The sequence below is a fragment of the Streptomyces sp. NPDC006283 genome (genome assembly GCF_040613325.1).
In the GTDB taxonomy this organism is placed as follows: domain Bacteria; phylum Actinomycetota; class Actinomycetes; order Streptomycetales; family Streptomycetaceae; genus Streptomyces.
The window spans coordinates 1-2,594 of the sequence record NZ_JBEXRZ010000404.1 but is presented as its reverse complement, the minus strand read 5'-3'; the positions used below and the strand labels follow the sequence as shown (position 1 = coordinate 2,594).

Genomic DNA, 2,594 nt, shown 5'->3' with positions numbered 1-2,594 from the left:
TGCCCTTTCCCGTAGGGCTCACGGCGTGTGTCGGCGACGCTTGAATAGGGTTCTGGATCACTTTCAGTGCCAGGGCCACGGAGGGTCACCGAAACCGCGATCATGAACGGCCTCGCGCGGCGAGGAGGACGCGCTTGCGGAGCAGGTCGAAGTTGGCTCGGCCGAACATCTGCCGCTTCAGCATCTTGATCTTGTTGTTGTGGCCTTCGACGGCGCCGGAGCTGTAGCGGAGGCTGAGCCCGGCGACGACGGCGTCGAGGTCCTGACCGAGGCCGGTGACGAAGGTGTGCAGCGCGGGCAGGTCATCGCCCTGGACGCTGTCGATCCACTGGGCGAGGTGTTTGCCCTGGCGGTCGTTCATCAACTCGGCGAACGCGTGAACGTGGTGGGAGATTCGGTCGAGGGCGGGGCAGCGGGTCAGGATCGCTTTGAGCTGCTGGGCCTGGTCGTCGGTGAGACGGTCGGGGTGGCGGGTCAGCCAGCTGGTCACGTCCCGGACGGACGGTGCTTTGCGGGGCGGGTCGTGCGGGAAGTTCTCGCGGAGTTTGGCCACGTACTTCTTCACGACGCTCTCGCCGCCGGTGTAGCCGCGCTCGCGGGCTTCTTCGAACAGGCGGCGGGCGACGGTGCAGCCTTCGGCCCACCGCTGGTGGAGGTAGGGCTTGTGGGGGTCGAGGATGCTGGTGCGGCCGGTCCACCGGCCGACCAGGAGCTCGTCCGGGTCCGCGGCGTTGGCGAAGCGGCGGACCGTGTTGCGGGCCAGCCCGAGCTGGCGGGCGATCGCGCGCAGTCCGACGCCTTGGTCGAGGAGAGCGTGGACGGCAGTGTGCTGTTCCCGGACACGGTCGGAGAGCCTGCCGGTTGTCCGCGGCCCGGTGGGAGGAGACGGTTCGAGGTTCGTGTTCTCCATGTCCGCGGCGACCCTGGTGGTGGAGGGGTCGTGCGGTTCCCGCAGCAGAGCTCGGTGCTGGACGACCGTCTTCTCGACGGCCTCGCCAGGTTCGACCAGATGTGCCATCGGTCCGCGACGTGGATGGCGTTCGGGGCGCCGAGCCGTCCGGCCTCGGCATAGGCCGTGGAGCGGTCTCTGCGGATCACCTCGACCCCGGGATGCTCGGCGAGCCACCGGGCGACCGTCGACGTCGTCCGGTCCGGCAGCAGGTCGATGGGCTGATGGGTTTCGATGTCGATCAGGATCGTGCCGTAGTTGTGGCCCTTGCGGAGCGCGAAGTCGTCCACCCCGAGCACCCGCGGTGTCGAGGTCTCGGGCTCAGGCATGCGGCGGATCAGCCGCAGCAGCGTCGACCTGCTCACCCCGGCCGCCAGAGCCTGGGACAAGCGGGCGCCGGGACGGCCGGCCAGCATCACCGCCACACGCTCCAGCACCTCTGCAAGCCGGTGCTGCGTCTGCCGTGCCGGACGGTCAGTCCGTCGACCTGCTCGGCGAACGTCGCCTGCCTGCAGGAACGTTGACCACAGCGGAAGCGCCGCACCTGTAACTCGATCAGCACCGGACGCCCGCCGACCGCACTATCGGCGAGGCGACGTACGTACCGGCTGTGTACCCGGGACGACCCCGTCCCGCACGCCGGACACACAGCCCGCTCGGCAGCTGCACGGGCCCGCACGACCACCAACTCGCCGTCAGGCACGACGTTTTCGATCACGACACCTTCGACCTGATGGAACCACAGGTCCTGGAGGAGGACATCAGCCACGGCCGTTCATGATCGCGGTTTCGGTGACCCTCCGTGGCCCTGGCACTGAAAGTGATCCAGAACCACTTTTCAGCCGTCGCCGACAGGCGTGAAAATGCTGCCGCATGGGTGGTGAGGTGTCATGGCCTGGCTGATGGGAGGGGGCATGAAGCGGGGGAAGCATGCATCGAGTTCGGCGAGCTCTTCAGGAGTGAAGCGGGTCTGGTGAGCCGCATCCCCATAGTTCTCCAAGTGGTGCGAATGAACTGCTGGCGTCAGGACAGAAGTGATAGCCGGATCCCGCAGTACCCAGCTGAGAGCCAGCTGTTCCATGGACTGCTCACGCACGGCTGCGATCTGTGCCAGCCCCCGAGGACGGCCGCGCCGCATGCCTTTCGTACGCCGCGCCCGGCCCGCGGAGCAGTTAAGCCGCGCGTGACCGGTCGAGTCGGTGGCGATGCAGCCGAGGCCGTGTTTACCCTGCTGAACTGCATGAGTCAGAGCGGTCGTCGTTTCCTCAAGGGGAGTGGCCGCGTCGAACCGGTGGGCGTAGAGCAGATCGAGGTAGGCCAGGCCTGTTCGGCGCAGCAAGCCGCCCAGCCCGGACAAAACCGCCTGCTTGAGCCGAACCCGTCAAGCGGCCCCCGGGGCTGGGCGGCCAGCTCGATCCGTGCCAAGACCACCATCTCGTCGCGCCGTTTGCGCCAGGGGGCAAACAGTTGGCCGATTCGTTCCTGGCCAGCCGGGAAACCGGTGGCCAACGAGGCCGTGACGTCTACGTGGGTCACACCCCGATCCAGTGCATCGCCGATCAGACAAGGGCTCAGCGTCCGTGCCTGGAGAGCGGCACTGATCGAGCCCGAGGGCCGGCAGAGGAAGACCGCTGCTGCAGCGCCG

At 67.7% G+C, this 2,594-nt stretch carries 3 protein-coding genes and 1 pseudogene; all 4 read right to left on the bottom strand.

All coding sequences use genetic code 11. The features are described from left to right. Positions 1–100: 100 nt before the first annotated feature. A complete protein-coding gene (locus tag ABZ070_RS36625) occupies positions 101–1,018 on the bottom strand; it encodes a transposase (protein ID WP_356640446.1) in 918 nt (305 codons plus the stop codon). Between the two features lie 44 nt (positions 1,019–1,062). Further along, positions 1,063–1,278: pseudogene (locus tag ABZ070_RS36620) on the bottom strand (transposase); the annotation flags it as partial. An 86-nt stretch (positions 1,279–1,364) separates the two neighbouring features. Beyond that, positions 1,365–1,718, bottom strand: a complete 354-nt coding sequence (locus ABZ070_RS36615) for a transposase family protein (RefSeq protein WP_356640444.1) — start codon at positions 1,716–1,718, stop codon at positions 1,365–1,367. 69 nt (positions 1,719–1,787) lie between these two features. Further along, on the bottom strand, positions 1,788–2,306 hold the full coding sequence (locus ABZ070_RS36610; protein WP_356640443.1) for an aldo/keto reductase: 519 nt from the start codon (positions 2,304–2,306) through the stop codon (positions 1,788–1,790). Between the last annotated feature and the right edge of the window lie 288 nt (positions 2,307–2,594).